We start from the raw sequence: 18,095 nt of genomic DNA on the forward strand, positions 1-18,095 counted from the left end.
ATGGCGGCCACGAGCATGCGGAGCGGCCTCATGGCGCCGCCTCGGGCAGGCTGGCCTTCGCCCCCGCCACCTGCAAGGCCAGGCTGCCGCGCCGCTCGCGCCAGGGGCCATCCGCCTCGCGCAGCAATTCACGGTACTGCACGGCCTGTTCACTGATGCCCGTCACCACACCGTGGTCTTGTCCCAGATACTGGCCAACGGCCACCCGGTACACGCGCTGGCCCGCCAGCAGCAGCGCGCTCAGGCGCCCGTCCTGTTGCACGCTGCCGACCATGGTGATGGCAGGCAAGGCCACGCTTTCCAGCGGCTCGCGCACCCGGCGCGGATCGGGTCCCGCCACGCCCCCACGCTGTCCGGGCGCGGGCGGCAAGGCATTAAATGGATCGGCCAGGGCGGCCGCCTCGTAAGGATGCGGCGCGACAGCGGCAAGCGGGCGCCATGCCGGCGCACTGCCCTGTGAAGGCAATGCCGCTTGCGCCGCCAGCTCCCCCGCTTCGGGCAAACGATACGCCTGCAGCACGGCATCCAGGGTCAGCAAGCGATCCTTGCCAAGGGTCAAGGCCAGCGCATGCACCGTGACGATGCGCGGCAGGCGCGCCAGGTCTGCCAGCAGCGCGCCCATGGCGTGGTAGCCGCCACGCAACTGTATCGTGATCGGCAAGGCGACATACGGCGCTTGCGGCCGCGCCGCGCCCGGCTTGAACAGTGAAAATTGCAGCCCGCGCGACTGGCCGGCGGCATTAATGTCCGTCAACAGCGCCGCCATCGCCTGCTGGTCGGGCAGTTGCTGTTCCAGCAGGGCCAGCTCGGCGCCGGCCTGACGCTGCTCTGCACGCCACTGCGGCAATTGCTTTGCCCTGGCCTGCGCCGCCAGATAATCGGCGCGCAAGCGGGCTTCCTCACTGTGCGCCAATCGCACTGCAGCCATCAGTCCATCGAGCCACGTGACGTGCAGCAGGGCAGTCACCAGCATGCCGGCCAGCGCAGCGCAAGCGAGGCGCGCCGGCAGCGGCCACAGTGACGCGGTTTTCAAGCTCAGCATGATCAACCTCCACGACTAAGAGCCTATCCCAGTAGATGAATACATCTCTTGCAAGCGCCCCTCAGAAGCGGGGAGTCGTCGCGTGGCTCGCCACGCGTCCTCCTCGCGCCTTGTCCGCGCTCCTGATGTGCTGCCTGCAAAAGACGCTCCCTACTGGGATAGGCTCCAAGATTGTCCAGCGGGTGCCAAAGCCAGCCGTATCGTCCATTCCACGGCGCCATCGGCCGCGCCGCGCACTTCCATCACTTCCGGCCGGGACCAGGGCGCGGCCTGCGCCAGCGCCAATAATAGTGCCGCGACCTTTTCCTGCGAAACGGCCTGCCCTTGCAGGCGCACCATCGCCGTTTCCTGGCGCACACTGTGCAGGGCGACGCCTGACGGCATCGCCTGGGCCAGGGCCGCCAGCATGCGTACCCAGGCATTGCGCTGCTCTTGCAGACTAGCAATGGCCTGTTGGCGCAGCAGCAGGGCCGCCGTCTCGCCCTGCACGCGCTTGCCTGTGACAAGGACCGTATTGACTTGCTGCATGGCATGGCGCCAGCCCTCCTGGCGTTGCAACTGCACGTCGAGCTGGTGCTGCAGCCAGGCGCCCGCCGCCAAGGCCGTCAGCAATCCCAACAGCGCCCCGCCGGCCAGTTGCCACAGCAGCCGCTGAATACGCCTGCGGCGTGCCGCCTGGCGATACGGCAAAAGATTGATGCATGGCACTTCCGCCACGGCCTTCATCGGGCGTACCGGTGCATGGCCAGGCCCCAGGCCAGTTGATAGTTCAGGCCGCCGCCGGGCAAGGCTTGCCAGCCGCCCTGCGCGAGCGCCGCCTGCAAGGCAAGCGCCTCGCTATCCATAATGACGGGCGTCAAGCCGGCCGCCTTGGCCGCATCGAGACGGCGCTGCACGCTGGCGCGCCGCGCCGCCACCAGCAGCACGTCGATCTCGCTGCCGGTCTGGCCGGCAAGCGGTGGCGCAGGGCCGAGAATGAAAAAATCCAGGTTGGCGTCTTCCAGCGCAAACGGCATGTATTGTCCCGCTTCCAGTTCCACGAGAATTTCCAGTTGTTCCTCCGGCAATCCGGCAGGCAGGCGGATCGCATGCGTGATCAGGGCCGTGGCCGGCATGGCCAGCGCCACGCGCGTGCAGCCGCTGCCACTGTCGCGGCATGCCAGGCGCACGGCGGCAGCCAGGCCCTGCAGATCTTCGATCATGCCTTCACGCATTACTCCTGCCGCCAGCGCGGCGCTGCCGCAATGCCGGCACGCCAGTGTTCCCCGCCGGCGTATCAACTCGACCACACGCACGGCGTCGTCCGCGATGTCGAGGCCCAGCAAGCCGGTGCCAAGAAGACTGCTGATGGACATGTTTTTCATAGAGAAACGTCAGCGTGGAAGGAGGTTCTGCCATCCGCAAGCCTAGTCCCGGCAGCGCTGGCTTGTAAACGGATTTCACGCTGGTGTCTGCGGCGCGCGGCGCCTATCTGGCGGGGCCGTGATCTGGCGCAGGATAATTGTTACCAAATCCTGGTTGCCAGCGGGCCAATACACGCTTATATAGAGTATCGGCAAGTTTCAACACTCCCCCCGGCAAGCGCCACGGCGCGCTGCCACCCCGGCAAGCTCGCTTATAATTGGCCGGCATAATTAACCGAAAGACATACGACGCATGACATCTTCAAAATCCGCTGGCCCCGCTGGCTCGAAGCCGCCCACCAAGGGCAGCAAACCCAAACGTTTCCTGCTGATGGCCCTGGCATCGCTGCTGGGCCTGGGCATCGTCGGCGTGTTGCTGGTGGTCTTCGGCCTGGCCATGGCCTATCCGAACCTGCCGGCGCTCGATACCTTGACCGATTACAAGCCCAAGATGCCGCTGCGCGTGTTCACGTCCGACAGTGTGCTGATCGGCGAGTTCGGCGAAGAACGGCGCAACATGGTGCACATCAAGGATATTCCCGATGTCATGAAGAAAGCCGTGCTGGCCATCGAAGATGACCGCTTCTATGAGCATGGCGGCGTCGATTACCTGGGCATCACCCGCGCTGCCCTGCACAACCTGACGGGCGGCGCCAAGCAAGGCGCCTCGACCATCACGCAGCAGGTGGCGCGCAATTTCTTCCTGTCCAGCGAACAGACCTTGAAACGCAAGGCGTATGAAGTCTTGCTGGCATGGAAGATCGAGAAAAACCTCAGCAAGGACCAGATCCTCGAAGTGTATATGAACCAGATTTATCTGGGACAGCGCGCCTACGGCTTCGCCTCGGCCGCGCAAATCTATTTCGGCAAGAACATCCAGGATCTCACCGTGGCCGAAGCGGCCATGCTGGCCGGCTTGCCGAAAGCGCCGTCGGCCTACAATCCCGTCGTCAATCCGAAACGCGCGCGCATGCGCCAGCAATACATTCTGCAGCGCATGGCGCAACTGGGCTACATCACGCCGGCGCAGTACGAAGAAGCGAAAAATGAAGAGCTGAAAGTGAAAACCGACAGCAGCGCCTTCGGCGTACACGCGGAATATGTGTCGGAAATGGCGCGCCAGCTGGTCTACGAGCAATTCAAGGAAGACACCTATACGCGCGGCCTGAACGTCTACACCACCATCACCAAGGCCGACCAGGACGCCGCCTACATCGCCTTGCGCAAGGGCGTGATGGATTACGAAAAACGCCACGGCTACCGCGGCCCGGAAGCGTATATCGAGATTCCGAAGACCAAGGCCGAAGCCGATGACGCGATCGAGACGGAGCTGGCCGACCACCCGGACAGCGACGACATCATCGCCGCCATGGTGCTGCAAGCTTCGCCCAAATCGTTGCAGGCTGTCACCTCGGCCGGCGAGGAAATCACCATTACCGGCCCTGGCCTGACCTTCGGTGCAGCCTGGCTGTCGGAAAAAGCGGCGCCGAACCGCCGCATCAAGCGCGGCGCCGTGATCCGCGTCATGCAGGAAAACAACGCCTGGGTCTTGACGCAGATGCCGGAAGTGCAATCGGCGTTCATCTCGGCCAGCACCACGGACGGCGCCATCCGCGCCATGGTGGGCGGCTTCGATTACAACCGCAACAAGTTCAACCACGTCACGCAGGCGTGGCGCCAGCCCGGTTCCGCGTTCAAGCCCTTCATCTATTCCGCTTCGCTGGAACGGGGCCTGTCGCCGGCCACCATCATCAACGATGCGCCGATCTCGTTCGACGCGGGCCAGACGGGCGGCCAGGCGTGGGAACCGAAGAACTACGACAGCAAATACGATGGCCCGATGACCATGCGCAAGGGCTTGATGAAATCGAAGAACATGATTTCCATCCGCATCCTGCACAAGATCGGCGCCAAGTATGGCCAGGAATACGCGACGCGCTTCGGCTTTGACGCGGACAAGAATCCGCCCTACCTGACCCTGGCACTGGGCGCCGGCAACGTGACGCCCCTGCAGATGGCGGGTGCCTACGCCGTGTTCGCCAACGGCGGCTACAAGATCAACCCGTATCTGATCGCCAAGGTGACCGATAGCGACGGCAATGTCCTGTCGCAAGCCAAGCCGGACCTGGCGGGCGAGGAAGCCAACCGCGTTATCGACGAGCGCAATGCCTTCATGATGAATAGCATGCTCAACGACGTCGTACGCTTCGGCACGGCAAACAAGGCCATGGCCCTGAAGCGCCCTGACCTGGCCGGAAAGACGGGCACGACCAACGATTCCATCGACGCGTGGTTCGCCGGCTACCAGGCCAAGCTGGTGGGCATCGCCTGGATCGGCTACGACCAGCCGCGCAACCTGGGCAACCGGGAAACGGGCGGCGGCCTGGCCTTGCCGATCTGGATCAGCTACATGGCGAAAGCCCTGAAAAGCATTCCCGTCGAGGAGCGCGCCGTGCCGGAAGGCCTGATCCGCGTGGGCGATGAGTACTACTATGCGGAAAATCCGCCGGGCACGGGCGTCGGCAGCCTGGAAGGCGCGGCGCGCGGCACACCGGAGGAAGAGAAAGCGAAAGAAGCCGTGAAGAACGAGTTGTTCTGACGGCAGCGCATGGAGTAGGTCGGGTTAGGCCGCAGGCCGTCACCCGACACCACGCCGGCGCCAAATGTTGTCGGATTACGCAAGCAAAAAGGGCAGCCTGAAGAGGCTGCCCTTTTTTTATTGCGCGCGGCTAAAACAATTACTTCAATACCACCGGTGCGCCCGCCTGCTCGCTGGCCATGCCGGACAAGGCCGCAAACAGTTCCGAGCCGTCGCGCGTGTTGATCCACTCGTCGCCCACGCGCTTGTAATGAAAACCGCCGGAACGGGCGGCCACCCACATTTCGCGCATGGGGGCCTGGCTGTTGACGATGATTTTCGTGCCGTTGTCGATGAATTCGATTTCCAGCACATTGCCGCTGCGGCTGCATTCGACGTCGAGCACGTCTTCATCGTTCAGCCGGTCCAGCGCCGCCTCGATCTGGGTCAGGGTGGCTTCGGCCAGGGCCAGGAATTCCGATTCGCTCATGCTACACTCCAAAGATCTTAATCAAACCGTGATTCTAATCGTGAAGTCATCCTCAGCGTTTTATATCGGCATCGCCATTGTGGTTTCTAGCGTCCTGGCCGGCTGCGGCCAGCCCGGCCCCCTGTATCTGCCCAAGCCGCCAGCGGCCAAAGGCGCACCGGCCAAAGGCCCCGTCGAACCGGCCCCCGTGCCGCCGCCGCCCGTCATCGTGCCGGCGACCTAAACGGAGCGCACCGGGGCGGCGGCATGCGCCGCCCTGGCAGTTTTGACGCGCTTATTCCAGGCAAAATATACGCGGATTAACAGCAGTAGCGCGACGATACTGCCGAACAGGATCGGTTGCGCGAAATTGTGCTTGCCCGCCTTCATCCACCAAAAGTGCAGGATGCCGAGCGGCGCGATCACATAGATCAACCGGTGCAGCCACTGCCAGCGCTTGCCGCCCAGGCGCTTGACCATGCCGTTCGTGCTCGTCACGGCGAGCGGAATCAGCAACACAAAGGCAATAAAACCCACCGTGATGAACGGCCGCTTGAGCACATCCTTCCACATTTCCTGCAGATCGAAAAAGTGATCGAACCATAAAAACGTGGTGAAGTGCAGCGCCGCGTAGAAAAACGCGAACAGGCCCAGCATGCGCCGCAGCTTGATCAGCCAATTCCATTGGGTGAGGCGCCGCAAGGGCGTCACCGCCAGGCTGATGCACAGGAAATACAGGGTCCAGTCGCCTGTACCGCGCGTGATGAATTCCAGCGGCTCCACCAGTTGCCCCGTGTACGTCAGCCAGACCATGCGTGCAAACGGCAGCAGCGCCAGCAAAAAGATCAGGCTTTTCAGCAGCGACAACTGCCTGGTCGAGGGATTGAGGACCATGGTCTTTCCTTAAAAGAACTTCTTCAGATCCATGCCCGCGTACAAGGAAGCGACATCGTTGTAGCCGTTGAACATCAGGGTCTTGCGCTTGCGCGCGAGAAAACCGTCTTCGCCGATGCGCCGTTCGGACGCCTGCGACCAGCGCGGATGATCGACGTTCGGGTTCACGTTCGAATAAAAACCGTATTCGGACGGCGCCGACAGGTTCCAGGACGTGCGCGGCTGTTCCTTGACGAAACGGATCTTGACGATGGATTTGGCCGATTTAAAGCCATATTTCCACGGCAAGACCATGCGCACGGGCGCGCCGTTCTGGTTCGGCAAGGTTTCGCCGTACATGCCCAGGGTCAGCAGCGCCAGCGGATGGTTCGCTTCGTCGATGCGCAAGCCTTCCGTATAGGGCCACTGCAGCACGCGGCTGCCCACGCCCGGCATCTGCTTCTTGTCGGCCAGGGTGATGAATTCCACGTACTTGGCATTGCCCGTCGGCTCGACCTTCTTGATGATTTCCGAAAAGGAATAACCGACCCACGGGATCACCATCGACCAGCCCTCCACGCAGCGCAGCCGGTAGACGCGCTCTTCCAGCGGCGCCAGCTTGAGCAGCGCATCGAGGTCCAGCGTCATCGGCTTTTTCACTTCGCCTTCGATGCTGACCGTCCACGGCCGCGTGCGCAGGGTGCCCGCGTTTTGCGCAGGGTCGCTCTTGTCCGTGCCGAATTCGTAGAAATTGTTGTAGCTGGTGGCGTCTTTATAGGCCGTCTGCTTGTCCAGCGCCGAATAGGCGGGATTGAGCTTGGCTGCCAGCTTGGGATTCGTGCCTTGCGCGAACGCTTCGCGGCTGGCCATTTCCAGCAAGGCCGCGCTGGACATCGAGCCCAGCGCCACTTGCTTGATGAAGCTGCGGCGCGATTCAAACACGGCGCGCGGCGTGATTTCGGAAGAGTACGGCAACTCAATGCCGTTGGGACTGCGCTTGATCAACATGGCGGCTCCGGAAAAAGGTGATTGGATATACCTTACACCAGTTTTTCCGGGCCGTTCATGACGCTTCTGTCATTAAAGCTTGCCGTAAGAATGTAATCCAGAAAGGAACATGTTGACGCCCAGGAAGGCAAACGTCGTCACCAGCAAGCCCACCAGCGCCCACCACGAGGCGACGCGGCCGCGCAAGCCCGTCATCAATCGCATGTGCAGCCAGGCTGCATAGTTGAGCCAGACGATCAGCGCCCATGTTTCCTTCGGGTCCCACGACCAGTAGCCGCCCCACGCTTCGGCCGCCCACAGGGCGCCCAGGATGGTCGCTACCGTGAAGAAAGCGAAACCGACGGAAATGGCCTTGTACATGACGTCGTCGAGCACTTCCAGCGACGGCAGGCGGTCGACCAGGTAGCCGCTCGACTTGAGCAGGTAGGCCGCCGCCACCATGGCCGACAGGGCAAACGTGCCGTAGCCGATGAAGTTGGCCGGCACGTGGATCTTCATCCACCAGCTTTGCAGGGCCGGCACCAGTGGCTGGATTTCCGCCGCGTCGCGCGTGACCGTGTACCACATGAGGAACACGACGGCCGCCGAAATGACGAGCATGACGAAGGCGCCCAGCTGGCGCGTCGCATAATGCTGCTCGTAATACAGGTAGAACATGGCCGTGATCAGGGAAAACAGGATGAACACTTCATACAGGTTCGACACGGGAATGTGGCCCACGTCGGCGCCGATCAGGTAAGACTCGTACCAGCGCACCAGCATGCCCGTCAGGCCCAGCACCACGCCGGCCCAGCACAGCAGGGAGCCGACGGACGAGCCGAATTCCGAACGCGCCACCAGGCCGATCCAGTAGAACAGAGTCGACAGCACAAACAGGGTGCCCATCCACAAGATGGCGGACTGGCTCGACAAGATGTATTTCAGGAAGAATTTCTGGTTGGCCATTTCCAGGTGGCCCGCGTACAGCTCGATGGCGGACAGCGACAGCACGGTCGCCAGCGGGATCAGCCAGCGTACGGGCTTCCAGTGCCAGCCCAGCCACGCGAACGTGGGCGCCGCGGCCAGCAGGATGGCCTTTTCATAGATATCCATGAAGGCGCCAAAGCGCATCAGGCCGAACAGGGAGGCGGCCAGCAAGCCGGCGCCGTACAGCCAATCGATCAGGCTCAGGCGCTTGAAAAATCCTGGTTCCTGCGTATATATTTGCTTGTTTGCCAATTCCATCATTTTCTCCATTCCCGGCGACGCGCAAGCGTCCCGAAACTCAGCCAATCCAACTCAGCGCAGCTTACGCCGATTGCGGCAGCTTTGCCTTCAAGTTCTCAAATTCTTTTTCAAAATCCAGCGTCTTGCGTTGCGTGCTCATGGCCATCAGGGCCTCGCTGCCGCCCTCGCCATCCTTGATCCACACCCACAGGCGGCGCTCGCGGATATAAAACATGGAAAATACGCCGATCACGAGGAACAGGCAACCGAGGTAGACCACGCTCTTGCCCGGCGAACGCGTCACCTGCAGCACGGACGCCTTGATTTCCGTAAAGTCGTCAAGCTGCAGGTACACGGGCGCGCCATAGAAGAAGCTGTCGGACAGCGCATTCGTGGCCAGCTGCAGGAAGCGGCCGTGCTTGTCATCGGCCTCGACGGCTTTCAAGCCATCCTGGGCGCGTGCCGCCTGCCACAAGTCCCACAGGCTGCCGTTGAGGATTTTCATGAAGATATCGGCCGCTTTTTCTTGCTCGGCAGCAGGAATTTTCTCCAAGAAACGAGAAATGGCGAGGAAACCTCCCTCTTGCCCATTGCCGGCAAAGATGCCCAGGCTTTTCGCCGCCGATTCCTGCAACTGGCCGCGCAAGGCTTCCGCGTTCGCCTGCGGCATGGCGCGCGCCGCATAGCGGGCGGCGGCCTGCTGGCGCAGCGCTGGATCTTGCAGCGCGGCACGCAAGCGCATCCACTCATTCACGCTGACATTGTCGTCGGCGGGAATGCGCAGATAGCTGAACGGGTCGCTGGGGTTGACGCGCATGCCGGCCAGGAACACCGTCGTGCCATCGACCGTGACCGGCTGCATATAGTTCTGGTACTCGCGCGCCTGTCCCGTCTTGTCGCGCAATTTGTATTGCACCGACGGCCCCACGTTCTTGAGATCCTTGTTGTTGGCGTTTTTCGCGGCCGACCCGAGGCGCTTATCGAGGCCGACGGCGAATTTATCATTGAAACTTTCCGCCTTGTTGACGGCGCGCACGTCCTGGCCCGCGCTGAGGTTTTCCACGTTAAACGGACGGAAACCCGACCATTCCACCGTGTAGGAATTGCCGTCACTGCGCTCGAGCGGCGTGCTGCCGCCCACTTCGCCGCCGATATCGAAGCGTTTCGTCGTCTTGCCCGTCATGGGAAAACCCGTCAACTTGAGCTTGCTGCCGCCATCCTCAAAGCTGGACTGGTACAGGGCCAGGCCCTTGTACAGCAGCGGCTGGTTGACCTTGATGGTTGCAGGAAAACTTTCTCCCGTTGCATGGTCGGTGATGACGACATCGCTGGCGAACAGCTTGGGCATGCCCGTGCTGTAGAAATCGATGTGGAATTTCTTCAGCAGGATGGTGATGGGCAGATCCTGGATCAGCACGCCATCGGCCTGCGGAATGATGGCCGTGTTGCTCGACGAGCCTTCCGGGATCATGGTGTTGCCGCGGAAAGTAGGGTTCGACAGGCTCAAGCGGTGCTGGGCGGGAATGTCGGCGATCACGCCGCTGCCGGAAAACGGCGTCTTGCCAAAGAACCATTGCTGTACGCGTATCGGCATTTCCGAATCGAGCAAGCCGCCCACGCAGATGATGACGATGGCGCCATGGGCAAAGATATAGCCCCATTTATTCGCCGCGCCCCGCTTGGCCGCCACCAGGGTGGCGGTGTCCTTCTCGACCACCTTGGCCCCGTAGCCGGCGTCTTTCAGGCGCATCACCATCTGCTGCGCCAGCACGGCGCGCGGCAGCGGCGCCTGCCATTCCAGCTTGTGGTGGAAATTGCGCAGCGATTGCTCGCGCACGTTTTCGCGCCAGCTGCGCATGTCCTTGAGCATCTTCGGCGCATTGCGCACGATGCACAGCGAGGTCGAGGCGACCAGAAAACCCATGATGACGAGGAACCACCAGGCCGAATACACGGAATACAGGCTCAGCTTGTCGAAGACGGCAAACCAGAACGGACCGAACTGGTTGACATAATTGGGCATGGGCTCGTTTTGCTTGAGCACGGTGCCGATGATGGAGGCGACGGCGATCAGGGTCAGCAAACTGATGGCAAAGCGCATCGACGAGACCAGCTCGACGAATTCAGCCAGGCTGCGGCGTTGGGTCTTTAACTCGATTCCGGTCGTGCCAGTGCTCATACGTGGATACTCATACGGGATATGCAATCTTCAAGGAAATGTAGGCATGGAGCAGAGTGTTTCTCCGCGCAAGGCGGCAGCATACTCCTGTTTGGCCCCTGCCATGAAAAAGGGCAGCCTGTGGAAACGGCCGCCCTTGTTCACGCGCGCTGCTGCGCCTGGCAATCTCTTGCCACTATGAAAACTTACTTCAGGCCGGCGATATAGTCGGCCACGGCGGCGATTTCGTCATCCGACATGCGGGCGGCGATGGTGTGCATTTGCGCGCTGTTCTTGCGGGCATCGGCCTTGGTGCTGCGGAACATCGTCAGCTGGGCCACCGTGTAATCCTGGTGCTGGCCGGCGATGCGCGGATACTGGACGGGAATGCCATTGCCCGTCGCGCCATGACAGCTGGCGCAGGCGGCAACTTGCTTGGAAGCAATGCCACCACGGTAGATTTTCTTGCCCAAATCAATCGTATCCTTGTTTTTCGCGGCACCCGGCTTGGACAGCTGCGCGCCCAGGTAGGCGGCGATATTCTTCTTGTCGGCGTCGCTGAGCATCTTCGCGTACGTCGTCATGACGGGCTGGTTGCGTTCCGGCGTGGTGAAGTCGACCAGTTGCTTGTAGATATAGCTTTCGTGCTGGCCGGCCAGCTTCGGATTGACCGTGATGGTCGAATTGCCGGCCGCGCCATGACAGGACACGCAGGCGGGCAGGCCGCGCGCCGCATCGCCATCGGCGTACAGGGTAGCGCCCTTGGCAGCGTCGGCCTTGACGGCCGGTTTTGGTGCTTCGACCGCGGAGGCAGTTGCCGATACAGCCAGCAAAGCGAGCAGCATGGATTTGAACAACGGTGAAAACGCACGATTCATTCAGGCACCCTGAGACAGTGAGAAATTAGTGGTGGACATTGCCGCGCCCTGTGGATTTTTGCTTTATTTTCAGGGCCGCAAGCCGCATCGCTGCTACGCCGGCAACAATAAACAACCCCTTATTGTACAATAGCTTCTTGGCGTTATCGCTCCCTTATCGCTCCCTTTTGTTGCTTTACTACTCCCATGTCAAAACTCTGGCAAGCCCGCTTCTTTACGACCGTCAACCAATTGCGTGACCTGCCCGATACCACGGTGCCGGAAATCGCCTTTGCCGGCCGCTCCAATGCCGGTAAATCGACCGCCATCAACATCTTGTGTAATCAGAAAGGCTTGGCGTTCGCCTCCAAGACACCTGGCCGTACCCAGCACATCAACTACTTCTCCATCGGCGGCGCCCACGTGGCGCAGCACCGCAAGGATGCCACCATCGTCGAAGAGATCGAATGCCTGCTGGTCGACTTGCCGGGCTACGGCTACGCGGAAGTATCGGGCTCGGCGAAATTGCACTGGCAGCGCCTGCTGGGCGACTACGTGCAGCGCCGCGAACAATTGGCCGGTTTGATCCTGATCATGGATTCGCGCCGCCCGTTCACCGACCTGGACATCCAGATGCTGGAATGGTTCGCCCCGACGGGCAAACCGATTCACTGCATCCTGACGAAAGTCGATAAACTGAACCGTAATGAATCCGTGAATGCCTTGCGCCAGGCGAAAGCCAAGCTCGACAGCTACGTGGATGAAGACGGCGTCGGCTTCCCGTTCACCGTGCAACTGTTCTCGGCCCTGAAAAGAGTCGGCATCGACGAAGCCAACGACAAGATCATGGAACTGGCTGGCATCAGCGAAGATGGCGCGGCCCAGATGGTCGACCTGATCGACATGGAAGACGACGTCGAGCCGGAATCCGACAAGCCGGCTTGATCGACATCAACGCTGCGTAAAAAAAGGCTGCCCGTTCACACGGTGCAGCCTTTTTTCTTGCGCGGGCGCCGGGCGCCTAGCGCCGTCCCGGCCCCGGGCGCTTCTCGGAAAAGAATTCCTGGCGCAGGAAGGCGCTCAGCTCGGCCGTATCTTCCACACGCGCGCTGAGGTTGACGTTACGCCCCAGGCGCCGCGACTCCCAGACGAAATCGCCGGGCTTTTCGGCACGGATCAGCTGGATCATCTTCTTGATGATGGCCGTTTCAATATCAGGCTCATTGCCCAATTCCACTTTTTCCTGCTTCAGCCAGTTGCGCTTGAAGTTGCCGTTCCAGCCCTTGAACTTGACTTCGGCGCTGAACGAGGTCTGGTTGACGATGGAAAACACGCCGCCCGAATCCTCGCGGTCGCTGCCGGAATTGCGTCCCTGCGCGCCGGCGATATTCGCCTTGGCCACGCGCATGGCGCGGTCATTTTCGCTTTCCTCGGCCGGCGGCGCGGGGTTCTGCGCCTCGCGCTGCTTGCGGCGCTGCTCTATCATCGAACTCATGTCTTCGGCCGGCGGCGGCGGTAACGGCACTTTCGATACCAGCGGCGGCGTGTAGGTTTCCAGTTTCGGCTTGTCGCGCGGCACGTCTTTTGTGACCACGCGCTTGCTCGGCGCCGGCGGCGGTTTCACCTTGGCCACTTTCGTGTCCTTCGGCTTGGGCGTGGGCTTGGGTGTGGGCTTGGGCTGCGGCTTCGGTTGCGGCTTGTCCTTCAGCGGCGCGATATAGACCATCGCGCTTTCCTTCTTCGGCGGCGGAATCTTTTCGATGGTGTCGCTGCGCAACAGGACATACGCCGCCAGCAGCACGTGCAGCAAGACGGACACGCCGAGCGCAACCTTGCGCGTGGTGCTGGTCTTGGACCCGTAGGCCGGAGGTGGCTGGATCACTTGCCCGCAGGTGGGGCAAACATCGGAATCGGCAGCCAACAAATGGGTCGTGTCATGCAAAATGAATCGTGCTTTCTGTGTAGCGAAGAAATAACATTACAGGGCAGCCATAGTGCCAGAGTCCCTTGCTTTTGGGAACACTTCCTCGGCCTTTCCAACCCGAAGCGTACAGGATAGCGACATTCCTTGCAGCGCTGACCAGAGTACCCGAGCCATCCCTTGACGGTTGTTACCGTATGTATCACTGCCCATACAAAACCGGCGCCCCATTCACGCAGAAATGGGACGCCGGTCACGGGTCATCAGTCACGCATGCGCTCAAGCCTTGTTGTCGAGCGCCACCAGTTGCTCGTCCGTCATCGGCCCCGTGCCGCTGTACTTGTCCAGGAATAAATAGATGACGGGGGTGATGAACAGGGTAATCACTTGTGAAAACAGCAATCCGCCGACCACGGCCAGCCCCAGCGGCTGGCGCAGCTCGGCGCCGGCGCCCAGGCCCAGAGCGATCGGCAAGGCGCCCATCAGGGCCGCCGCCGTCGTCATCATGATGGGACGAAACCGCAGGATGCAGGCCTGGCGGATGGCCTCTGCCGGCGCCAGCCCCTCGTTGCGCTGCGCATGCAGGGCGAAGTCGATCATCATGATGGCGTTTTTCTTGACGATACCGATCAGCATCAAAATGCCGATGATGGCGATCATGGTCAGGTCCATGCCAAACAGGCGCAAGGTCAACAGCGCGCCCACGGCCGCCGACGGCAAGCCGGCCAGGATGGTGAGCGGGTGGATATAGCTTTCATACAGCACGCCGAGCAGCACATAGATCACGCCCAGCGCGGCAATGATGAGGATGATCTGACTCGATTGCGAGCTCTGGAACACGGCCGCGTCGCCGCCGTAGCGCGTGATGATGGAGGCCGGCAAGCTCATGTCCTTGGCCATTGCGTCGATCTTGCCCGTGGCGATCCCCAGCGGCACGTCCGGCGCCAGATTGAAGGCGATGGTGACGGCCTGCAACTGCCCCTGGTGGTTGACGGAGGTGGGGCCGATCGTGCGTTCCACGTAGGCAATGCTCGACAATTTCACCAGTTCGCCCGACTTGCTGCGCACGGACACGCGCGTGAGCGCATCGTCATACTGGCGGTCCGCCGTGGCCGCTTCCAGGATCACGTAATAACTGGCCGCCGACGAATAGATGGTCGACACTTGCCGTTCGCCAAAGGCGCTGTACAGTGCCGTGCGGATATCGGACATTTGCACGCCCAGCAGGTTGGCCTTGTCGCGGTCGATCCGGAGCGATGCCTGCAAGCCCTTGATCTGCGAATCGCTGGTGACGTCGCGGAAGGCGGGATCGGTACGCATGCCTGCAATGAACTTTTCCGCCCAGTCATTCAAGGCGTCGGGACTGACGCTTTGCAAGGTGTACTGGTAGCGGCTCTTGCTCTGGCGCCCGCCCAGCTGCAAGTTTTGCACGGGCCGGAAATACACGGCCATGCCGGGCACGGTGCCCGCCGCGCGGCGCAGGTTTTCCAGCACCACGGGCATTTTCGGGCGCTCGCTGCGCGGTTTCAAGACCATGAACATGCGGCCCGTGTTGCCGCCGCCGACGAACGACGTCACGTCCTGCACGCTCGGGTCCGCCTTGAGCACGGCCGCCACGCGGGCTTGCAAGTCCTGCAATGCCGCGGACGAAATATCTTCCGACGCTTCCGTATTCACCTGGATCTGGCCCAGGTCTTCTTCGGGGAAGAAACCTTTGGGAATGGTCGCGTACAGCAGCACCGTCAACGCAAAGGTGCACACGGCAACGAACAGCACCACGTTGCGGTGCGCCAGGGCCTTGTCGAGCAGATGCACATAGCCGTTGCGCAATTTCGTGAAACCGGCTTCGAAATGGCGGCCGATAAAGGTTTTCTCGCCATGACTGGGGTCGCTGTCATTGTGCTCGCGCGAGTCGGCCGGCAGGAAGCGGCTGGCCAGCATCGGCACCAGGGTCAGCGACACGAGGGCAGACACCAGCACGGCCAGCGAGACGACGACGGCGAACTCGTGGAACAGCAAACCGATCACGCCCGGCATGAAGAAGATGGGGATGAACACGGCCACCAGCGAGACGGAAATCGAGATGATGGTAAAGCCCATCTCTTTCGCCCCTTCCAGCGCCGCGCGTATCGGTTTCTTGCCCATCTCGATATGGCGCACGATGTTTTCCAGCACCACGATGGCATCGTCGACGACGAGGCCCACGGCCAGGGTAATGCCCAGCAGGGACACGTTGTCGAGGCTGTAGCCGAGCCAGTACAGCAGGGCCAGCGCGCCGAGCAGCGAGATCGGCATGGTGACGGCAGGAATGAAGGTCGCGGCCGCGCGGTGCAGGAACAAAAAGATCACCAGTACCACCAGCACCACCGTCAGGGCCAGGGTCAGATTCACGTCGTGGATGGCTTCGCGGATCGACAGCGAACGGTCGTTGACCAGGCTGATCTGTATCGACTGCGGCAATTGCTCCTTGAAGCCCGGCAGCAAACGGCGCACGCCGTCGACCACTTGCACGGTATTGGCGTCCGGCTGGCGCTGCACCATCAGGCTGATCGAGCGCTCGCCGTTGAAACTGCCGACGGACTTGATCGATTGAAAGCTGTCTTCCACCTCGGCCACGTCTTTCAGGCGCACGGGCTGGCCATTGCGGCTGGCGACGATCAGTTCGGCAAAATCGGCCGCTTTCATCATTTGCGGATTACCCTGGATAGTCAGGGTCTGGCTCGGACCGTCAAGGATGCCCAGCGGGGAATTCGTGTTCGAGGTGCGCAAGGCTACAGCCAGCTCGTCCATCGTCAGGTTGCGCGCATTCATCAGGTCGGCACGGGCCCGCACGCGCACGGCGAAGCGTTTCTGGCCATTGACGATGACCTGGGCTACGCCAGGCAGGGTCGACAGGCTGGGCGCGATCAGGTTTTCCGCATAATCGTTGAGGTCCGACAAGTTCAGCGATGGCGACGTCATCTGGATGAACAGCACCGGCGCATCGGCCGGATTGACCTTGCGGTAAGACGGCAAGTCCGTCATTTCCGTCGGCAACTGTCGCTGTGCGCGCAGCAGGGCCGCCTGCACATCGACGGCCGCCTCGTTGACATTGATGCTGGCGTCAAACTCCAGGGTCAGCGACGTATTGCCCAGGGTACTCGTGGACGTGATCAGACTGAGGCCGGAAATGGTGGAAAACTGCTTTTCCAGCGGCAAGGCCACCGACGAGGCCATGGTTTCCGGGCTGGCGCCGGCCAGGTCGGCGCTGACGTTGATGACGGGCGTGTTGTAGCTCGGCAAGGCCGCCACGGGAATTTGCAGATAGGCCAGCACGCCGGCCAGGATGATGGAGAGGGACAGCAACACCACCATGACGGGGCGGCGGATGCTCAGTTCGGACAGGTTCATGCTGGCTTGCCCTGCGCTGCGGCGGCGCCGTCGGCAGCCTTGTGTTTTTCCGCCAGGCGCACCTTGCTACCCGGGCGCAAGTTCTGCTTGCCGTCGACGATGACTTTTTCATCGCCCGCCAGGCCGGTGACGACGGCGCTCGGTCCGAATGCATACACGCGGGTAATCTTGCGCATCTTGGCCGTGTTGTCCGCCTCCATCGAGTACACGAAGGTGCCGGCGGTACTCGTGATGATGGCGTTTTGCGGGATCACCAGCGCATCCTTGAGCGTGCGCACGGTCAGCTGCGTATTCACGTACTGGCCAGGCCACAGGTCGGTGCCGCCATTGTTGAAGCGCGCCTTGACCTTGATGACGCCCGTAGCGGGGTCGACGGCATTGTCGATAAAGTTCAGTTTGCCATCGAGCTGCTTGCCGCCCGCGTCCGACAACAGGGCCGTGACGGGTACCTCGCCCGCCTTTTGCGCCGCCAGCAAGCCCGACAGGCTGCTTTCCGGCAAGGTGAAGACCACGTCGATCGGGTCGAGCTGGGTGATGCTGGTGAGCGACGTGGTCGGCTGCACGAGGCTGCCCGCGTAGACATTGATAGCGCCCACCCGGCCCGCCTGCGGCGCGCGCAGGACGGTGTAGCTGGAGTCGACCTGGGCGGCGCGCAAGGCGGCCTGGTCGGCGGCCAGCAAGGCGCGTGCCGCGTCGAGCTGGCTTTGCAGCGTGTCCACGGCGCCCTGGGCGATGAAATTCTTGCTCAACAAATCCTGGTTGCGCTTGAGCTGGCGTTCGAGATCGGCTACCGAGGCGCGGTCGCGCAAGACCTGCGCCTGCGCCTTGTCGACGTTCGCATGCTCGCTGCGCGCGTCCAGCGTAAACATCAGCTCGCCCTGCTTGACGAACTGGCCTTCGCGGATGTGCACCTTGGTAATCGTGCTGGTCGTCTGCGGATGCAAGTCGACGCTGCTGATCGGCGTCACGCTGCCATTGGCTTGCAGCAGCATCGGCACATCCTGGCGCACCGGCGCGACCACGCTCACCGTCGTCGGCGCCTGTCCGCCCTTGCCCCCTTTGCCATCCTGCCCAGCGGCCGCTTTGCCCGGCTGATGATTGAAATACCAGATGCCGCCACCGATACACAGGGCAGCACCCACGAGGATTGCCAGACTAGTCTTTTTCATTGTTCTGTCACGCTGTCGCAG

The 18,095-nt window shown here is 61.8% G+C and carries 15 protein-coding genes; 3 read left to right on the forward strand and 12 right to left on the reverse strand.

Annotation, left to right across the window (positions count from 1 at the left end):
- Window positions 1-28: 28 nt before the first annotated feature.
- From CSQ95_RS09420 to pilM, 3 genes are all read right to left on the reverse strand, one after another.
- Window positions 29-1,042 carry a pilus assembly protein PilP gene (locus CSQ95_RS09420; RefSeq protein WP_099409294.1) on the reverse strand — a complete coding sequence of 338 codons (1,014 nt, stop codon included), beginning with the start codon at window positions 1,040-1,042 and terminating at the stop codon, window positions 29-31.
- 150 nt (window positions 1,043-1,192) lie between these two features.
- A complete protein-coding gene (locus CSQ95_RS09425; protein WP_180279005.1) occupies window positions 1,193-1,759 on the reverse strand; it encodes a PilN domain-containing protein in 567 nt (188 codons plus the stop codon).
- A gap of 5 nt (window positions 1,760-1,764) precedes the next feature.
- Window positions 1,765-2,397, reverse strand: a complete 633-nt coding sequence (gene pilM / locus CSQ95_RS09430) for a pilus assembly protein PilM (RefSeq protein ID WP_162995526.1) — start codon at window positions 2,395-2,397, stop codon at window positions 1,765-1,767.
- Window positions 2,398-2,698: 301 nt separating this feature from the next.
- Here pilM and CSQ95_RS09435 point away from each other — a divergent pair, with 301 nt between their 5' ends.
- Window positions 2,699-5,044 (forward strand): penicillin-binding protein 1A, encoded by a 2,346-nt coding sequence (locus CSQ95_RS09435; RefSeq protein WP_070221690.1) that lies wholly within the window; start codon window positions 2,699-2,701, stop codon window positions 5,042-5,044.
- A 139-nt stretch (window positions 5,045-5,183) separates the two neighbouring features.
- Here the strand turns inward: CSQ95_RS09435 and cyaY are convergent, their stop codons facing one another.
- The gene (gene cyaY, locus CSQ95_RS09440; RefSeq protein WP_070221691.1) at window positions 5,184-5,513 is read right to left on the reverse strand and encodes an iron donor protein CyaY; all 330 of its coding nucleotides are present in this window, start codon (window positions 5,511-5,513) and stop codon (window positions 5,184-5,186) included.
- A 40-nt stretch (window positions 5,514-5,553) separates the two neighbouring features.
- Here cyaY and CSQ95_RS09445 point away from each other — a divergent pair, with 40 nt between their 5' ends.
- Window positions 5,554-5,736 carry a lipoprotein gene (locus CSQ95_RS09445; RefSeq protein WP_070221692.1) on the forward strand — a complete coding sequence of 61 codons (183 nt, stop codon included), beginning with the start codon at window positions 5,554-5,556 and terminating at the stop codon, window positions 5,734-5,736.
- Here CSQ95_RS09445 and CSQ95_RS09450 read toward each other — a convergent pair.
- The 5 genes from CSQ95_RS09450 to CSQ95_RS09470 all read right to left on the reverse strand — a co-directional run bounded on the left by CSQ95_RS09450 (window position 5,733) and on the right by CSQ95_RS09470 (window position 11,615).
- Window positions 5,733-6,386: a sulfite oxidase heme-binding subunit YedZ gene (locus CSQ95_RS09450; RefSeq protein WP_099409298.1), complete on the reverse strand. Its 654-nt coding sequence runs from the start codon at window positions 6,384-6,386 to the stop codon at window positions 5,733-5,735. The two genes, CSQ95_RS09445 and CSQ95_RS09450, sit on opposite strands and share 4 nt — an antisense overlap.
- Before the next feature lie 9 nt (window positions 6,387-6,395).
- Complete coding sequence (gene msrP, locus CSQ95_RS09455; RefSeq protein ID WP_070221694.1) at window positions 6,396-7,373, reverse strand: protein-methionine-sulfoxide reductase catalytic subunit MsrP; 978 nt, start codon at window positions 7,371-7,373, stop codon at window positions 6,396-6,398.
- A gap of 72 nt (window positions 7,374-7,445) precedes the next feature.
- Entirely contained in the window at window positions 7,446-8,597 is a 1,152-nt protein-coding gene (ccsB, locus tag CSQ95_RS09460) for a c-type cytochrome biogenesis protein CcsB (protein ID WP_099409299.1), read from the reverse strand.
- Window positions 8,598-8,661: 64 nt separating this feature from the next.
- On the reverse strand, window positions 8,662-10,758 hold the full coding sequence (locus CSQ95_RS09465) for a cytochrome c biogenesis protein ResB (RefSeq protein WP_099409300.1): 2,097 nt from the start codon (window positions 10,756-10,758) through the stop codon (window positions 8,662-8,664).
- Window positions 10,759-10,943: 185 nt separating this feature from the next.
- On the reverse strand, window positions 10,944-11,615 hold the full coding sequence (locus tag CSQ95_RS09470) for a cytochrome c (RefSeq protein ID WP_070221697.1): 672 nt from the start codon (window positions 11,613-11,615) through the stop codon (window positions 10,944-10,946).
- A gap of 186 nt (window positions 11,616-11,801) precedes the next feature.
- Here CSQ95_RS09470 and yihA point away from each other — a divergent pair, with 186 nt between their 5' ends.
- Window positions 11,802-12,539 (forward strand): ribosome biogenesis GTP-binding protein YihA/YsxC, encoded by a 738-nt coding sequence (yihA, locus tag CSQ95_RS09475; RefSeq protein WP_070221698.1) that lies wholly within the window; start codon window positions 11,802-11,804, stop codon window positions 12,537-12,539.
- Between the two features lie 76 nt (window positions 12,540-12,615).
- On the opposite strand, the gene CSQ95_RS09480 is transcribed toward yihA, so the two are convergent.
- The 3 genes from CSQ95_RS09480 to CSQ95_RS09490 all read right to left on the reverse strand — a co-directional run bounded on the left by CSQ95_RS09480 (window position 12,616) and on the right by CSQ95_RS09490 (window position 18,074).
- Window positions 12,616-13,536, reverse strand: coding sequence for a hypothetical protein (locus CSQ95_RS09480; RefSeq protein ID WP_257218001.1), 921 nt, complete (start codon window positions 13,534-13,536; stop codon window positions 12,616-12,618).
- 258 nt (window positions 13,537-13,794) lie between these two features.
- Window positions 13,795-16,905 carry an efflux RND transporter permease subunit gene (locus CSQ95_RS09485; RefSeq protein WP_099409302.1) on the reverse strand — a complete coding sequence of 1,037 codons (3,111 nt, stop codon included), beginning with the start codon at window positions 16,903-16,905 and terminating at the stop codon, window positions 13,795-13,797.
- Entirely contained in the window at window positions 16,902-18,074 is a 1,173-nt protein-coding gene (locus tag CSQ95_RS09490; RefSeq protein WP_099409303.1) for an efflux RND transporter periplasmic adaptor subunit, read from the reverse strand. The genes CSQ95_RS09485 and CSQ95_RS09490 overlap by 4 nt, the downstream gene beginning before the upstream one ends.
- Window positions 18,075-18,095: the final 21 nt, after the last annotated feature.

The organism is Janthinobacterium sp. BJB304, from assembly GCF_002735765.1.
Lineage (GTDB): Bacteria > Pseudomonadota > Gammaproteobacteria > Burkholderiales > Burkholderiaceae_D > Janthinobacterium.